This is a genomic window from Paracoccus lichenicola (assembly GCF_009708075.1).
Classification (GTDB): Bacteria; Pseudomonadota; Alphaproteobacteria; order Rhodobacterales; family Rhodobacteraceae; genus Paracoccus; species Paracoccus lichenicola.
On record NZ_WMBT01000001.1, the window covers coordinates 347,695 to 363,020 of the forward strand.

The 15,326-nt window shown below is 66.2% G+C and carries 15 protein-coding genes; 2 read left to right on the top strand and 13 right to left on the bottom strand.

From position 1 onward, the window contains the following. Nucleotides 1-48 precede the first annotated feature (48 nt). The 8 genes from GIY56_RS01730 to GIY56_RS01765 all read right to left on the bottom strand — a co-directional run bounded on the left by GIY56_RS01730 (nt 49) and on the right by GIY56_RS01765 (nt 6,797). The gene (locus GIY56_RS01730) at nt 49-258 is read right to left on the bottom strand and encodes a hypothetical protein (RefSeq protein ID WP_154763081.1); all 210 of its coding nucleotides are present in this window, start codon (nt 256-258) and stop codon (nt 49-51) included. 148 nt (nt 259-406) lie between these two features. Continuing rightward, nucleotides 407-1,735 carry an antiviral reverse transcriptase Drt2 gene (gene drt2 / locus GIY56_RS01735; protein ID WP_154763082.1) on the bottom strand — a complete coding sequence of 443 codons (1,329 nt, stop codon included), beginning with the start codon at nt 1,733-1,735 and terminating at the stop codon, nt 407-409. Nucleotides 1,736-2,165: 430 nt separating this feature from the next. Further along, entirely contained in the window at nt 2,166-3,200 is a 1,035-nt protein-coding gene (gene fba, locus GIY56_RS01740; RefSeq protein ID WP_154763083.1) for a class II fructose-bisphosphate aldolase, read from the bottom strand. A 4-nt stretch (nt 3,201-3,204) separates the two neighbouring features. After that, nucleotides 3,205-4,185, bottom strand: a complete 981-nt coding sequence (locus GIY56_RS01745; protein WP_154763084.1) for a class 1 fructose-bisphosphatase — start codon at nt 4,183-4,185, stop codon at nt 3,205-3,207. 1 nt (nt 4,186) lies between these two features. Beyond that, nucleotides 4,187-4,648 carry a D-erythrulose-4-phosphate isomerase gene (gene derI, locus GIY56_RS01750; protein WP_154763085.1) on the bottom strand — a complete coding sequence of 154 codons (462 nt, stop codon included), beginning with the start codon at nt 4,646-4,648 and terminating at the stop codon, nt 4,187-4,189. A gap of 68 nt (nt 4,649-4,716) precedes the next feature. Next, nucleotides 4,717-5,199: a hypothetical protein gene (locus GIY56_RS01755; protein WP_154763086.1), complete on the bottom strand. Its 483-nt coding sequence runs from the start codon at nt 5,197-5,199 to the stop codon at nt 4,717-4,719. A 10-nt stretch (nt 5,200-5,209) separates the two neighbouring features. Further along, complete coding sequence (locus tag GIY56_RS01760; protein WP_154763087.1) at nt 5,210-5,971, bottom strand: triose-phosphate isomerase; 762 nt, start codon at nt 5,969-5,971, stop codon at nt 5,210-5,212. Nucleotides 5,972-5,975: 4 nt separating this feature from the next. Then, a complete protein-coding gene (locus GIY56_RS01765) occupies nt 5,976-6,797 on the bottom strand; it encodes a DeoR/GlpR family DNA-binding transcription regulator (protein WP_230312219.1) in 822 nt (273 codons plus the stop codon). A gap of 88 nt (nt 6,798-6,885) precedes the next feature. Between GIY56_RS01765 and tkt the strand changes: the two genes are divergently transcribed. Then, a complete protein-coding gene (gene tkt / locus GIY56_RS01770) occupies nt 6,886-8,916 on the top strand; it encodes a transketolase (protein WP_154763088.1) in 2,031 nt (676 codons plus the stop codon). Between the two features lie 75 nt (nt 8,917-8,991). On the opposite strand, the gene GIY56_RS01775 is transcribed toward tkt, so the two are convergent. The 5 genes from GIY56_RS01775 to GIY56_RS01795 are packed head-to-tail and all read right to left on the bottom strand — an operon-like array spanning nt 8,992 to nt 15,097. Continuing rightward, nucleotides 8,992-9,939 carry a sugar-binding transcriptional regulator gene (locus GIY56_RS01775; protein WP_154763089.1) on the bottom strand — a complete coding sequence of 316 codons (948 nt, stop codon included), beginning with the start codon at nt 9,937-9,939 and terminating at the stop codon, nt 8,992-8,994. Next, nucleotides 9,939-11,078 (bottom strand): iron-containing alcohol dehydrogenase, encoded by a 1,140-nt coding sequence (locus tag GIY56_RS01780; RefSeq protein ID WP_154763090.1) that lies wholly within the window; start codon nt 11,076-11,078, stop codon nt 9,939-9,941. Before GIY56_RS01780 ends, GIY56_RS01775 begins: the two co-directional genes overlap by 1 nt. Next, on the bottom strand, nt 11,078-12,010 hold the full coding sequence (locus GIY56_RS01785; RefSeq protein WP_154763411.1) for a sugar phosphate isomerase/epimerase family protein: 933 nt from the start codon (nt 12,008-12,010) through the stop codon (nt 11,078-11,080). Before GIY56_RS01785 ends, GIY56_RS01780 begins: the two co-directional genes overlap by 1 nt. Before the next feature lie 5 nt (nt 12,011-12,015). Continuing rightward, entirely contained in the window at nt 12,016-13,533 is a 1,518-nt protein-coding gene (locus tag GIY56_RS01790; RefSeq protein ID WP_154763091.1) for a glycerol-3-phosphate dehydrogenase, read from the bottom strand. After that, nucleotides 13,523-15,097, bottom strand: a complete 1,575-nt coding sequence (locus tag GIY56_RS01795) for an FGGY-family carbohydrate kinase (RefSeq protein WP_154763092.1) — start codon at nt 15,095-15,097, stop codon at nt 13,523-13,525. The genes GIY56_RS01790 and GIY56_RS01795 overlap by 11 nt, the downstream gene beginning before the upstream one ends. Here GIY56_RS01795 and GIY56_RS18320 point away from each other — a divergent pair. Continuing rightward, a complete protein-coding gene (locus tag GIY56_RS18320; protein WP_196053514.1) occupies nt 15,096-15,284 on the top strand; it encodes a hypothetical protein in 189 nt (62 codons plus the stop codon). The two genes, GIY56_RS01795 and GIY56_RS18320, sit on opposite strands and share 2 nt — an antisense overlap. Nucleotides 15,285-15,326 lie beyond the last annotated feature (42 nt).

Consider the following 15,326-nt stretch of genomic DNA (forward strand, 5'->3'; position numbering starts at 1 on the left):
GGGCCATGGCCGATGCGGGCGGCGGCGTCAAGCGGCCTTGCCGCCGGTTCAGTTCGCCGGTTCGGCCGCGCCGTCCGTCGGGGCGGCTTCGGGCGCAGGCTGGCCCGCCGCGCCTTCGATCGGCAGGGGCACGGTGTCCGTCGCCTCGGCCGCAGCCTCGGCCGCGGTTTCCGAGGTGTCGCGCCCCGACAACACCATGAAGGCCACCATGATCAGGAATCCGGCGGGGATCAGGGCATACAGCAGCGAGCGTGGCATGCCGCGGCTGGGTTTGGGTTCGGTGGGCATGGGGAGGCTCCTCTCGGGGTGTCGGGGGGACAACGGCGGAGGGGGGCGGGAAGTTTCAGGGGTGGGGTGCCACAGTTCCTGATCTGACAGCATAGGACTATTGCACAATGTTCGGCTCTTATGGCGTCGTGACGAGCCCTCCAAACACGCGGACGGCTTCGCGCTCCCAAGCGCGATTAAACCAAGTAACATGACGACTAACCTGCTGCCTAATCTCCGGGCAACCCATGACATCAGCTGCCTTGTAGGCATACCGCAAAAAGTTACGCCGCTTGCCCAAATGGGTGTATCGCGCAAGGCTCTCACGCTTAAATACCTCGAACGACGGCACGTTCTTTCTCTTCGCAGCGATCATCTTGGCATGAATTCCCCGGCGCATTTTACCCCGGTAGGCATCGAGTGAAGAGGCCCGGATCTGTGTTTGGTGCCCGTCGAAGGTAAAGCCTAAGTATTGGATTGGTGTAGCCGACACCAATAGCCCATCCTTGAAGTCAGCAGTGTCCGTCTTGTCCACGGACATAGCAAGGCAGAAGTCTGAAAGCATCTTCTCGACTACTGGAACGACATGATGCACTTTTGCGCCCAAAGGCAGAATAACCGCAATGTCATCCGAATATCTTCTGTAGGAGCCGTCCAGCCTAGCGCACCAAGCGATCATCTCTCGGTCAAAGGTGCGGAGATAGATGTTAGCATACAGGCCGGATACGGGGGTGCCCTGCGGGATGCCGAACGTCTGGTCATGCTTCCGAATAAGGCCATCCTTCCTACCCCGAACATGACTCACAAAGTCTGCGGGTGAGCATACCCGCCCATGCCTGATACGCTGTCGTCCCAGCAGCTTATCTAGATCATCTGTCTCGACCCAGGAGTAACGGGTCACGTTCCTCCACACGGTCGCATGATGCCCCTTCAGCCGCGTCACACCCAGCAGACCAGCCACCTCGTCGCGGAGCATCGTGTGATCGAGGCAGTCAAAGAAGCCAGAAATGTCCATCGCAAAGACGGTACAGTCACCCCGAGACCTGATCTCATCAAACAGCGCCTTTGCATGGTGAATGTTGGTGCCGCCGCCCCGACGATAGGCCAGCACGGATCCAGAGATACCGTCTTGGGCAAGTGCCTGCTCGTAGAACCCGTTGAGGTGACCGGCGTAGGCTTGCAGGTATGCCGCATCCTCGTGACCGGCGAAGCGGATCGGTCGCTCCTTCACCTTTATCTCACGGCTTCCAGTTTCGTTGATGACATACTTTCTGGCGACGTCAGTGAATCCGAGCAGCGGCAAGAATCTATGTGGTTCGTCTTCGTGCGAAAAGTCAAATACCAACTCCCGGTTAACTAGGGGCAGATCGAAATGCTTGTACCTCCGCTCTTTCGATATAGCGGGTAACACAAAATCATCAGTTGATGGATCAAACTCGTTTTCGGAAGGCAGGTAAAACCCGGGCATAGCGACTCCGTTCGTCAAATGCCCGGGCTATTGAACCTAGCTCCCATCAACAGACACCGAGGTGCCCTCCGGTACGACAAAACCTGGCGTGGTATATTGCAACCACGATGTGCGAAGGATGGGCCATGACCGAAATCACGACCACCCGGTGCCCCTGGGCGCGGGTAGCGCTTGCGGGCCTTAACACTGGTCATCCGGGTCCGATGCCCCGGGGCACTGGATGAGGTAGGCGTTCTTTTTCCCATTGCAAGGACAAGTAAGCAAAAATATACTACCTCACCAAGAAATGTTCGAAAAATTTGGAACCTTTTCGTCTAGGCAACTGCGAACGGCAGCTTTCTCCTGCACAGCGACCCCTGGTACTGAATTATATTTGTTTACAAAAAGGCCCCGCCAGCCGGCGAGGCCCCTTCCCTCCATCCCCGCCAGATCAATACCGCCCAGCCATCACCGACAACGGCAGCGGCACGATCCTGTCCGCGTTGCCCGCCGTCCCGAACGCCTCGAACCGGTCCTTGCAGACCTGCGACATCATCTGCATCGCGGGCTTCAGGTACTTGCGCGGGTCGAACTCGGAGGGTTCCTCGGCAAAGACCTTGCGGATGGCGGCTGTCATGGCCAGGCGGTTGTCGGTGTCGATGTTGACCTTGCGGACGCCGTGCCTGATGCCGCGCTGGATTTCCTCGACCGGGACGCCCCAGGTCGGCTTGATGTCGCCGCCATGGCTGTTGATGATCTGCTGCAAATCCTCGGGGACGGACGACGACCCGTGCATCACCAGGTGGGTGTTGGGCAGGCGGGTGTGGATTTCCTCGATCACGTGCATCGCCAGGATGTCGCCGTCGGGCTTGCGCGAGAACTTGTAGGCGCCGTGCGAGGTGCCCATGGCGATGGCCAGCGCGTCCACGCCCGTGTCGTTGACGAAGCGCACGGCCTCGTCCGGGTCGGTCAGAAGCTGGTCGTGGCCCAGTTGCTCGGTCGCGCCGTGGCCGTCCTCTTGGTCGCCCATGCCGGTTTCCAGGCTGCCCAGCACGCCCAGCTCGCCCTCGACCGAGACGCCGCAGGCGTGGGCCATCTCGACCACCTTGGCGGTGATGTCGCGGTTATAGGCATAGTCGGCGGGCGTCTTGCCGTCGGCCTTGAGGCTGCCGTCCATCATCACGCTGGTAAAGCCGTTCTGGATGGCGGTGGCGCAGGTCGCAAGGCCGTTGCCGTGGTCCAGGTGCATGCACAGCGGGATGTCGGGGAAGGCGCGGGCGAAGCCCTGGATCAGGCCTGCCAGCACCAGGTCGTTGGCATAGGCCCGCGCGCCCCGGCTGGCTTGCAGGATCACCGGCGACCGGGTCGCCTGCGCCGCGGTCATGATCGCCAGGCCCTGCTCCATGTTGTTGATGTTGAAGGCGGGAACCGCGTAGCCGTTCTCGGCCGCGTGGTCGAGAAGCTGGCGCAAGGTAATCATGGGCATGTCGTTATCCTTCGGTGGGTTCGGCCAGATAGCCGAGGATCGTCTCGACCTCGTCCTTAGCGCCGAATATCAGGGGCGTCATGTCGTGTAGCGCAAACGGTTTGCGGTAACGGATGGGTTGCGTCCCGTCGGACGCCAACCCGCCCGCCTGTTCGACCAGGAAGGCGATGGGCATGGATTCATAGACCAGCCGCAGCCGCCCGTTTTCATAGCCGGGGCGGCGGTCGGCGGGATACAGGAACGCGCCGCCGTTCAGCAGGATGCGGTGCAGCTCGCCCACGGCGGCGGCGAGCCAGCGCATGTTGAAGTCGCGCCCGCGCGGCCCGTCCTTGCCCGCGCGCAGGTCCGCGACCCAGGCTTGCAGGCCCGGCGCCCAGTGGCGTTCGTTCGACGCGTTATAGGCGATGGTGGATGCGGTTGGCTTCAGCGTGACGTTCTCGCGCACCATGCGGAACTCGCCCGCCTCGGCGTCCCAGCCGGCGATGTGGGTGCCGTCGCCCAGGGACCAGCCGAAATCCATCGAGTGACCGAAAGATGCATAGCCCGCGGCTACCACGGCTTCGCCCGTGCGCAGGAAACCTTCAGGCGCGGCGGGCAGGATGGAAAACAGCATCCCCAGGGGCGCGCCGATGCCGATGCTGCCCGATCCGTCGATGGGGTCCATCGCCACGTCCCATTCGCCGTCGGGGTTCAGCGGAATGACCGCCTCGGCTTCCTCGGACAGCACCTGGCGGACGCCCGCATCCCGCAGCACCGCGATCATGTGGTGATGCGCGCCCACGTCCAGCGCCTTCTGGCGGTCGCCCGAGTCGTTGACGCCCACGATCTCGGTCGGGTCGCCGTGCAGGCGTCCCGCGCCCAGGCGTTCCATCAGCGGGGGCTGCGCCCGCGCGATCGCATGGACGATGGCGGCGGGGCCGTCTCCGGTCAGCACCTGCGATAGCAGGCGGCCCACAGGTGGGCCGTCGTTCGGCAGTTTCAGCATGTCAGGCCTTGTTGTATTTCGCATCGACCGCGTCGATGGCGTTCACGTTGCCCGCCGATTTCCCGGCCTTGTCGAAGTTTTCCGTCTCGGCCAGCCACTTGTCGGCGATGGCCTTGGCCAGTTCCGGGCCGATCACGCGGGCGCCCATGGTGATGATGTGCGCGTCGTTCGACAGGGCGGCGCGTTCGGCGGAATAGGTGTCGTGGGTCAGCGCGGCGCGGATCCCGGGCACCTTGTTGGCCGCGATGCAGACGCCGATGCCGGTGCCGCAGACCAGGATGGCGCGGTCATAGGTGCCGTCCTTGACCTGGCTTGCCACCCGGTCCGAGAGGTTCGCGTAGAAGGCATCCGGCCCTTCGTCGGTGCGGCTGATTTCGGACACCTGGTGCTTGTCCTTGAGGTGATCGGCCAGGATCTTGGCCAGACCCTCGCCTGCGCTGTCGCCTGCGATTGCCAGTTTCATTGCTTCTCTCCTTATCACACCGTTGTTGTTGTCGTTCAATTATCAAATTTCCTTTGATTAACCGCTTCTTAGATCGCGGTATGACTTTCGGTATCCGCATCATCCTTGAATTTTTCAATGAATTCATAAATTCTCACTGCCGTTTCCTCGCGAGGGCTGGTCAGTATAAGAACTTGGTGAGATATGCTGCTTCGATAGAAATTTCCGGCGCAGTCGGTTATTTCCTCAACTGCTTCCTCATTTTGCCGAAGCCTTACAAACAAGCCGGCTTCTCCAAGGAGACTCTTCCGCTCCAAAGCCCTTATGTCATCCCGTCTCAAGGTTTTAACAGTTCTAGCCGTTTGGTTGGGGGAATAGCACGGTCTGTCAAAAATCTCGATTATCTTCAAAAATTCGCCCGAACGTTCCAGCCTGATCCGGTTGATGCCGTCCGAAAGATCATAGGACAAGTCAAGACTGCGCCATTTGAGAGTATCCGAAACAGAAATATCAGGAGCCGCTGCCGCAAGAAGCAGAAGGAATGCCTTTACCGAAATTGCGCGGTATTTCATAGCATCACATTCAAATCTTGTTTGCGCAGCGTGCCAGGATGTCGAGATAGCCGTCCACGTCCCAGGCGGAGCGGCCGATGAACAGCCCGTCGATATGCGGGCATTGGATCAGCTCCTGGCAATTGCCCGGATTGACCGAGCCGCCGTAAAGGCAGGGCACCCTGCGCCCCAGGATGTTCTGCGCGACCGCGACGATCTCGGCCTGGCGCGCATCGGCATAGTCCGAGGTTGCGGGGATCCCGTTGACGCCGATGGCCCAGACGGGTTCATAGGCCAGCAGGATTTCGGCGTTCTTCTGGTCGGCAGACAGCCGCGACAGCGCGCCGCGCACCTGCGTTTCCAGAACGTCCTGGGCGCGGCCCGCCTCTCGCTCGGCCAGCGTCTCGCCGATGCAGATCAGCGGGATCAACCCGTGGCGGACGGCGGCCTCGGTTTTCAGGCCCACCGTCTCGTCGGTTTCGCCGAAATGCTCGCGGCGTTCGGAATGACCCAGTTCCACGATATCCAGGTTGCAGTCGCGCAGCATCACCGGTGACACCTCGCCCGTCCACGCCCCCTCGTCCGCCCAGTGCATGTTCTGCGCCCCGACCTTGACGGATGTGCCAGACAGCCAGTCCTTGACCTGCCGCACGGCGGTGAAGGGCGGGATCACGAACCGCTGGATGCGGGGGTCGCGGTCGGCATCCGCCGCGGCCAAGCCTTCGGCAAAGACGCGCGCCTCGGCCAGCGTCTTGTTCATCTTCCAGCTTGTGCCGATCCAGAAATCGCTCATGCGCTCAGTCCCTTGCGATGGTCAGCCGCAGCCCGGCCCTGTCGATCGCGGCGCGATCCTCGGGGGCCGGGGCGGCGTCGGTGATGATGGCGTCGAAGTCGGTCAGATCCGCCAGCGCGTGCAGCGCCGACCGGCCGAAGCGCGAATGGTTGACCAGCAGCACGGCCCGGTCGGCGGCGGCCATCATGGCGCGCTTGGCCCGGACCGCCGCGTCGTCCATGTGGAAGGCCCGCAAGCCCGCCACGGCGGGGGTCGAGATGAAGGCCAGGTCGGCGCGCAGGCGGGACAGCGCATCCTCGGTCACGACGCCGAAGAAGCCGTTGAACTTGGCGCTGTAGGTGCCGCCAAGGGCGATCAGCGTCACGCGGGGCGCGTCCTTCAGGCGATCAATCACGGCGGCGTTGTTGGTGATGACGGTCACCGGCGCCTTGTCGGTCAGGCTCGCGCCCAGCAGCGCGGCCATGGACCCGTCGTTGACCATCACGGTCATGCCCGGTTCGACCAGCTCCAGCGCGGCGCGGGCCATGCGGGCCTTGGCATCGCTGTCCTGCAAGGCGCGGATGCGGAAGTCGCTTTCGAACTGCGTTCCCGCCTCGATGGTGGCGCCGCCGCGCACCTTGCGCAGCAGGCCCGCCTGTTCCAGGTCGTCAAGGTCGCGGTGGATGGTCATGCGCGACACGGCGAAACGGTCGGCCAGGTCGTCCAGGTCCACGGCGCGCGCGCCCACCAGAAGGTCCATGATCGCCTGCCTGCGTTCCTCGCGCTTCACCTGGTCCTCCTCGGTTGCGCCGGTTTGTAACACCGCCTGCGGAAATCGCAACATCATTCTTGTGACATTGTGACGGCGTTTTGTGATTATCGTTGTGATCCGCACCACGCCGCGCTATGCACCCCCAAACCCGCCGGAGGACCACATGCCGCTCGATTCGCCCAAAGACCCCAAGATCGCTGCCAAAGCCGGACTGGACCCGCAGAACTTCGCGCTGGCCAACTGCATCCGCGCGCTGTCCATCGACGCGGTGAACGCGGCCAATTCGGGCCACCCCGGCGCGCCCATGGGCATGGCGGATGCGGCGACCGTGCTGTTCCGCAACCACCTGAAATTCGACGCGAAAAACCCCAACTGGCCGGACCGAGATCGCTTCGTTCTGTCGAACGGCCATGCGTCCATGCTGCTCTACAGCCTGCTGCACCTGACGGGCTACGAGGACATGACGCTGGAGCAGATCCGGGCCTTCCGCCAGTGGGGGTCCATCACGGCGGGCCACCCGGAATACGGCCATGCCAAGGGCGTGGAAACCACCACCGGCCCGCTGGGCCAGGGCTTGGCCACCGCCGTCGGCATGGCGCTGGCGGAACGGCGGCTGGCAGCGGAATTCGGCGACGATCTGGTCGATCATCACACCTATGTCTTTACCGGCGACGGCTGCCTGCAGGAAGGCATCGGACAGGAAGCCATCAGCCTTGCGGGCCATCTGGGCCTGGGCAAGCTGATCGTGCTGTATGACGACAACGACATCACCATCGACGGCCCGACCTCGATCAGCTTTTCCGAGGATATTCCGGCCCGATTCCAGGCCTGCGGCTGGCATGTCCAGCAATGCGACGGCCATGACGGCAAGGCGCTGGATGCCGCGATTGCAGCGGCAAAGGCGGAAACGGGCAAGCCATCGCTGATCGCGATGAAGACGGTGATCGGGTTCGGCTCGCCCAACAAGGCGGGGACGTATTCGGTCCATGGCTCGCCCTTGGGCAAGGATGAGGCCGCGCTGACCCGCGAGGCCATCGGCTGGCCGCACGACCCCTTCGTCATCCCCGAGGAGCTGCTGGCCGAATGGCGCAAGATCGGCACGCGCGGCGCCGCCGACCGCGAGGCCTGGGAAGCGCGCCTCAAGGACCGCAGCGCCGACGTGCGCGCGGAATTCCAGCGCCGCCTGACCGGCACCCTGCCCGAGGCCTACGAGGACGCGCTGAAGGCCGCCCGCGACGCGCTGTTCGCCGAGCCGAAAAAGGCCGCGACCCGCAAGGCCAGCCAGATGGCGCTGGAACCGCTGACCGCCGTGCTGCCCGAGATGATCGGCGGATCGGCCGACCTGACGGGTTCCAACCTGACCCGCGTCAAGGCCGTAGACAGCCAGTACACGCGGGCTGCGCCGGGCCGTTACATCGGCTATGGCGTGCGTGAATTCGGCATGGCGGCGGCGATGAACGGCATCAACCTGCATGGCGGCTTCATCTCCTATGGGGGGACGTTCCTGGTGTTTTCGGACTATGCCCGCAACGCCATCCGCCTGTCTGCGCTGATGGGGGTCGGCACGATCTTCGTCATGACCCATGACAGCATCGGGTTGGGCGAGGACGGTCCCACCCATCAGCCGATCGAGCATCTGGCGTCCCTGCGCGCCATCCCGAACCTGACGGTGCTGCGCCCCGCCGACACGGTGGAAACGCTGGAAGCCTGGGACATCGCCATCCGCAACCGCCATGTGCCGTCGCTGCTGGCCTTGTCGCGCCAGGACGTGCCGCAGTTGCGGCTGGAAGCGGGCGACGAGAACCTGACCGCCAAGGGCGCCTATGTGATCCGCCAGTTCGGGGACGGCCGCGACGTGACCCTGATCGGGACGGGGACCGAGGTGGCACTGGCTGTCCAGGCGGCAGAGGCCTTGCACGCCGAGGGGATGTCGGTGGCGGTGGTGTCGATGCCCTCTTGGGAGCTGTTCGAGGCGCAGCCCGAGGACTATCGCCGCGCGACCCTGGGCGACGCGCCGCGCATCGCGGTCGAGGCCGCGGGCAAGTTCGGCTGGACGCGCTATGTCGCATCCGAGGACGACGTGATCGGCATGACGGGGTTTGGCGCCTCCGCCCCCATCGAGCGGCTGTATCAGGAGTTCGGGATCACGAAAGAGGCCATCGTGGCGCGGGCGAAGGCGTTGGTCGGGCGGTGAGCATGGCGGTGCGTGCAAGCACGCACCCTACGGTGTGATCGACTTCGTAGGGTGCGTGTTCACACGCACCTTTCATCACGCCAGCGCCTCCGCCGTCGCCTCATCCGTGATCAGCCCACGCAACCGCCCGCTGCGCAACGCCGCGCGGATCGCCTCGACCTTGTCGGCCCCGCCCGCGATCACCACCACGCGGCTGTCGCCCGGCTCGTCCAGCGATGCCGACAGGGTGCGCGCGGTCAGGGTCGTGTCCAGCACCCGGCCTTGGGCGTCGAAGAAATGGCCCATCATCTCGCCCACGCCGCCAGCTTCGCGGATCTCGTCGATCTCGCGCGGCTCGATCATGCCGGATGCGACCAGTTGCGCGCCGGGATCGACCGTGCCCATGCCCACGAATTTCAGCCCCGCGCCGTTGGCCAGGTCGAAGATGTCGCGCACGCCGGGTTGCGCCAGCAGGACCGCGCGGTCCGACTCGGAGTTGGCGAAGAACGGCACCGGCAGCACATAGGCCTGCGCGCCGGTCTTTTCGGCCAGCCGGTGCATCACGTCATGGCGGTTGGCCGAATAGTTGCGCGTCAGCCCGCCCAGCAGCGACACGAAGCGCGTGCCGTTCGCGTCGAAGCGCGGCAGTTCCCGGACCGCCGCCGCGAGCGTCCGGCCATGGCCCAGGCCGATGACCTTGTGTTGGCCGCGCTCGATCTCGCGTCGCAGGAAGCTGGCCCCGGCCAGGCCCAGGGCGCGGAAGGGGATGCCGTCCTCGCCCAGGTCGGGGGCGACCTCGCAGAAGGCCAGGCCGTAGCGCCCGCACAGCCGGTCCTCGAGCACCGCGCATTCGACGATGGCGCCGTCGATGCTGACCTTGACCACGCCGTCCGCCACGGCCCGCGCGATCAGCCGGTGCGCCTTGACGCCGGTCACGCCCAGCCGTTTCGCCACCGCCGCCTGGGTCATGCCGCCCGCGTAATGCAGCCAGGCCGCGCGGATCGCCAGGCTTTCCTCGGGGTCGATCCCGCCGCGCCGCGCCATCAGCCCGCGTCCTCCATGATGCGCCGCAGGTCGCTGGCGGTCAGGGCGGCGGGGTTGGCTTTCATCGAGGATGAGGATGCAGCGGCGGCCGCTGCTGCCTCCTGCGCCTCGGGTCCGATGCCCAAGGCCGACAGGGCGGGCAGGCCCGCGCGGTGGGACCAGTCGGCCAGGGCACGCGCGGCCTCGGCCATCGAGGCGTGGGGGGTGTCGAAGGCCGCGCCGATCCAGCGGGCGATCTGGTCGAGGCGTCGGGTGGTGGCGGGGTCGGTGGCGGCGCGACAGTTTGCCAAAAGCACGTGCGGCAGCAGCGCCCCGCAGATCGCCCCATGCGGCACGCCGGTCAGCCCGCCCAGCGGCCCGGCAAGGCCATGGACCGCGCCAAGGCCCGCATTGGCAAGCGCCAGGCCGCCGCAGAGGGACACCCAGGCCATGTCGTCGCGGGCGTCGGCGTTCTCGGCCTCCATCAACCGCCGGATCGCCGCCAAGCCGCGCGGGATCGCGTCGCGGCACAGCGCATCGGTCAGGGGATTGGCGCGGGTGCAGACATAAGGCTCGATCACCTGCGTGATGGCGTCCAGGCCCGAGGCCAGCGTCACCGCGCGCGGGCAGCCGTCCGTCAGCGCGGGATCGACGATGGCCAGGCGCGGCAGCATCCGGGCGTCGCGCAGGCTGACCTTGCGGCGGTGGTCAGGCACGCCGATGACGGCGTTACGCGTGACCTCGGCCCCGGTGCCCGCCGTGGTGGGGATGGCGACGAAGGGCAAGGGCGGATGGTCCAGGGGCAGGCCCTGCCCCACGACCTCCAGGTGGTCCAGCATGGGGCGGGTCGCGGGGACCAATGCGGCGATGGCTTTTCCTGCGTCGATCACCGCGCCGCCGCCAAGCGCCACCACGACCTCGGCCCCCGCCGCTGCCGCGATGCCGTCCGTAATCAGGTCAACGTCAGGCTCTCGCGGCACGGCGAAGCGCGTCACCGAACCTGTCAGCGCATCGGCCAGCCAATCCGCCCGCCTGGCGTCGCGGCCGTAGACTAGCAGCACCCGTCGCCCCAAATCCGCCACTCGCGCCGCAGCAGCACCCGCCTGCCCCCTGCCGAACAGGATCTCGGTGGCCGTGGCAAAGGCGAAGGGCGGGACCATCAGACGCGCAAGTCCCCGGCGCCGCTGTCGATATGCGGCGCCCAGAAGGCCACGCTTTCGGCGATCTGCGCGATCACCTGGCGGTCGTTCGGCTCTCGCTCCTTGAAGGACAGTTCCAGGCAGATCTCGTTGTCCACCGCGCCGCCTTCGGCCAGGGCGGCCAGCAAGGGTTCGGGCTGCACCCGGCCCTTGGCGTTGTATTCGGCGGTGAAGGGGCGGTGGCCCGACTTGTCCATCATCGACTGCTTGATGTGGATGATGGGCGACACCTTGGGCACCGCGCGCGCCCAGGCATAGGGGTCGGTGTCGTCGGGATTGGGGCTTGTCACGTCGCCGTGGTCGATGTCGGCCATCATCCACATCGGCATCGCCATGCCCGCCGCCGTCAGCCGGTCCTGCAATTCCATGCAGGCGTCGATGGTTTCGCCGAACTCGCGGCCCACGCTCATGGGTTCCCAAAAGACATATTTCAGCCCCGCTGCTTTGGCATGGTCCGCGACCTCGGCCCAACAGTCGATGGCGGTCTGGATCAGCGATTCGCGCCGCGCGGGGTCGTCGTAATCCTGATAGGTGAAGATCGCGAATTGCGTGCCGACCGCCGTGCCGCCCAGATCGCCGATGATGTCGGCGAAGGTCTTGAACCAATCGATATAGTATCGCCGCACGTCGCGGTCGGGGTGGCCGAAGTGGTTCAGCCGCCCGTAAGGCCCGGTCATGCCGCTGGTCACGCGGACGCCGGTGCGGTCCAGCGCCGCGCCCATCTGGCGGGTCAGGCGGCGGATCACCGGGGCGGGCCAGGACGGGTTGATGAACTCGTGCGTCAGTTGCAGGTCGCGGATGCGCAGATCGCGCGCCACGGTGTCGATCAGGTCGTCAGGGTCTGCGAAGCGGTTGACCAGCGGGTTGGTGTTCAGCGACAGCGTCAGGGCCATGGCGGTCACGCGGCCTGCGCCAGGTCGGAGCGGGTGAACCAGTCCGCGAAGGCCCGCTGTTCGGCGGGCGTCAGGTGCAGGTAATGCTTGGTGCGCCGCATCAGGATGTCCTCGGGCGTTTGCGCCCATTCGCGCGCGACCAGATAGCGGGCCTCGGCTTCATAGAGCGTGCCGCCGAAGTGGCGGCCAAGGCCGGCCATGTTCATCGCACCGGCCACCACGTCCTTGGTTCGCGCGCCATAGAGGCGGGCATAGTGGACGACCAGCGGGCGCGGCATCCAGGGGTGCAGTTCGCGCAAAAGGTTCAGGAAGGATTCGAAATCGGCATTGGCGATTTCCCCGCCCGGCAGGGGGGCCTCGTCCGTCCAGTCGCCGCCCATTTGCGGAAAGACGCCGCGCAGCTTGCGCATCCCGCGTTCGGCCAGTTCGCGGAAGGTGGTGATCTTGCCGCCGAAGACATTGAGCAGCGGCGCGCCCCCCGTCGCGTCCAGGTCGAAGACGTAATCGCGCGTCACGGCGGACGGGTTGCCCTGCCCGTCGTCGAACAGCGGGCGCACCCCGGAATAGCTGTGCAGCACGTCCGAGGGCCGCAGCTTTTCCTTGAAGTACCGGTTCACGGCGGCCAGCAGGTAATCGACCTCGGCATCCGAGATCGCCACGTCCTCGGCCCGGTCGTCCCAGGGGATGTCGGTGGTGCCGATCAGCGCCAGATCGCCTTCGTAGGGGTTGATGAAGATCACCCGCTTGTCGTGGTTCTGGACCAGATAGGCCTGTTGGCCCGACCACCATTTCGGCACGATGATGTGGCTGCCCTTGACCAGGCGGACCTTGCGCGCGGAATTGGCGCCGGTGACGTTGTTGATGACGTCCGACACCCATGGCCCCGCGCAATTGACCACGCAGCGGGCGCGGAAGACGCGCGTCTCGCCCGTCGCGATGCTGCGGGTCTGGACGGTCCAGGCGCCGTTTTCGCGGCGCGCGGAGGCGCAGGCGGTGCGGGTCAGGACGGTCGCGCCCTTTTCCGCCGCGCCCACGGCGTTCAGCACCACAAGGCGCGCGTCGTCCACCCAGCAATCGCTGTATTCGAACCCCTTGTGGTACTGGTCCAGCAGCGGCGCGCCCTCGGGGTCGCGGCGCAGGTCCAGCGTGCGGGTGCCGGGCAGGGTCTTGCGGCCCCCCAAGTGGTCATACAGGAACAGGCCCAGCCGGACCAGCCAGGCTGGGCGGTCCTGCGGGCTGTGCGGCAGGACGAAGCGCATCGGCCAGATGATGTGCGGGGCGGCGCGCAGCAGCACCTCGCGCTCGATCAGCGCCTCGCGGACCAGGCGGAATTCGTAGTATTCGAGGTAACGCAGCCCCCCGTGGACCAGCTTGCCCGACCGGGACGAGGTGCCCTGCGCGAGGTCGTCCTTTTCGCACAAGACGACCTTGAGGCCCCGGCCCGCCGCGTCGCGGGCCACGCCCGCGCCGTTGATGCCGCCGCCGATGACGAACAGGTCGATCATGTCGGGTTCAGGGGTCATGTCGGTGTCCTTTCAGGGAACGGGCCGCGGCAAGCGCGTCCCAGGCGGGCGGCAAGGCCCGGCGCGAAGCGGTGAAGGCGGGGAACAACGTGTCATAGGCCGCGACCAGAGCGGGGTCGGTGGCTTCGGGTTCCCCCAGCAGCGGCGTCACCCATTCGGCGATGCAGGATTCCATGTCGGGGTATGCGCCGATGGCGACGGCGGCCATCATGGCGGCGCCCGCCGCGCCGGCCTCATCCCGGTCGGACACGCGGACGGGGGCGTTGAGGCTGGCCGACAGGATGGCGCGCAACCCGCGCGACCGGGCCGCGCCGCCGGTCAGGCGCAGCTCGGCGGGCAGCGGTCCCATGGCGGCATAGCAGTCGCGCATGGCCATGCCCAGGCCCTCGGCCACGGCGCGGATCAGATCGGGATAGCGGTGGCCCGCCGACAGGCCGACAAAGCCCGCACGGGCGTCGGCGTTGACGAACGGCCCGCGTTCGCCCGCGTCCGAGATGTAGGGGTGATAGACGATCTGACCGGGGCGTGACCGCGCCAGCCAGCCTTCGATATGGGCGACCAAGTCGCGGTGCGTCGCGGCATGGCCCATGTCGGACAGGATCCCCGCCGCCAGGCCCAGCACCCAGTCCAGGTTCAGCGTCGCCGCCATGTTGGTCTGCACCTGCGTGACGATGCCGGGGATGGGCAGGCAGATGACATAGCCGGTGCCCTCGGCGTTCAGATGCACATTTTCCGCGCGGACGGCGCGCAGGTGAACGCCGGTGGAGCCCACCGTGGAACAGGCCACGTCGCCCTCTGCCCCGCCATAAACGCCCGCGCCAAGCGCCGTCATCACCATGTCCACATAGCCCAAGGATACCGGCGTTCCCGCCAGCAGCCCGGTCTGGCGCGCGGCGTCAGCGGTCAGCGGATGCGTGACCTGCGACCCGTCGATGATCGGGGGCAGCAGCGACCGGCGATGCGTCAGGCCAAGCGCCGCGATCACCGCGTTGTCGTATTGGCGGGTGCGGAAGTTGCCGAAGGTGAAGCTGGCCTCGGACGGATCGGTCGCGCGGATGCCGGTCAGGTTCAGGTAAAGCCAGTCCTTGCAATGCAGCGCGACCTCGGCCCGGTCCAGCAGATCCGTATGGGCGTCCATGTGGGCCATCTGCGCGCCCTGCTGGCAGGTGTTGAGACCCGTGCCCGTCGCCTCGAACCTTATGCGGTTCGCAGGACCGCCCGCCAGCCGCGCCACGGTCGGCGCGGCGCGGGCGTCCAGCCACAGCCAGGCGTCCCCAACCGGGCCATCGCGGCCCACCAGCCACGTCCCGTCGCCCTGCGCCGTCACCGCCAGCGCCGCCGTGCGCGCGGCCAGTCCGTCCACCTTGGCGCCAAGCCCGCGCAGGGCGGCGGCGCAATCGTCCCAGGTCTGCGCCAGCGGTTGCGTGGCCGATCCGTCCGCCCCCGTGTGGTAACGGTTGGGCACCGACGCCGCCGCGACCTGCCGCCCTGCCAGATCGAAGGCCACCGCCTTGATGACCGAGGTGCCCGCGTCGATGCCGATCAGGATGTCACGGCCCGGCATGGACAAGGCCCCTGCACAACAGGCCGAATGGGTCGGCGGTCATTCCAAATCCTCCTGCGCGGGTCCATCGCAGGACCACGCCCCGTCCGGATTCCATACACGAAAGGACAAGCATCGTGAATGCATTTTTTTGCAGACACCGAAATTAATTTCAGATACGGTGATCGGCAAGGCGGGGAATGCTTGAGGAGGCGCCCTGCCTGTCCGGCCCAAGGATCGCAGGCTGGGG